The organism is Pseudoalteromonas sp. SR43-2 (assembly GCF_014163885.1).
GTDB classification, from domain to species: domain Bacteria; phylum Pseudomonadota; class Gammaproteobacteria; order Enterobacterales; family Alteromonadaceae; genus Pseudoalteromonas; species Pseudoalteromonas distincta.
This window is the reverse complement of record NZ_JACJED010000052.1, coordinates 1-549: the sequence shown is the minus strand read 5'-3', so window position 1 is coordinate 549 and position 549 is coordinate 1. Positions and strand designations below refer to the sequence as shown.

Here is a 549-nt window from a genome sequence, read left to right as displayed (position 1 = left end):
GTTATATTTCAGGGAGAGTCACATGAAGTTTTTAGTAGTCTTATTCACATTGTTGTTTTTACTTGGGTGCTCTTCTACTGGCCGAAATGCTAATTTGTATTCTCCACCACTAGAGACCGTTCCAAGTGTCGTTTTTTGGGGTGAAGATAGTCCTGGGAAGTTCCTGGGGAAAGGACATGAAAAAGTCTATTTATGTCGAGTCGATGGTGCCTTCCAAAACAGTTTTACTTTTGATAAACCGACGAGAGTTGAATTGGGGGAGAGGGAAATAAGCATTTGTTACAATGAAGGAGCAAACCACGCTGAGGCTCCCATCAAAGCAACTTTTGATAGGAAAGCTGAATACCAAATAAAATTAGGCGAACATAGTTGGACAGAAGTTAACTTTTCTGTCGTAGATAAGAACACTGGAGAGTTGGTTATAGGGCCAATTAGTGTACCCAAAGTAGCTGGTGATATCCCCTTATTGATATTCGCGCAATGAAATATAACAAATACATGAACCGGATTTTGGCAAGAGCAGCCAAAACCGGTTATGTAGGGTGTTAT

Annotated in this window: 1 protein-coding gene; it reads left to right on the top strand. The window is 40.4% G+C overall.

Going from position 1 to position 549, the window contains the following annotated elements:
* Window positions 1–22 precede the first annotated feature (22 nt).
* Window positions 23–484: a hypothetical protein gene (locus tag H5120_RS20055; RefSeq protein ID WP_182675886.1), complete on the top strand. Its 462-nt coding sequence runs from the start codon at window positions 23–25 to the stop codon at window positions 482–484.
* The last annotated feature ends 65 nt before the right edge of the window (window positions 485–549 follow it).

Bases quoted from the DNA above. Each gene is read 5' to 3' on its own strand.
- H5120_RS20055 (WP_182675886.1), top strand. From the start codon at position 23: ATGAAGTTTTTAGTAGTCTTATTCACATTGTTGTTTTTACTTGGGTGC.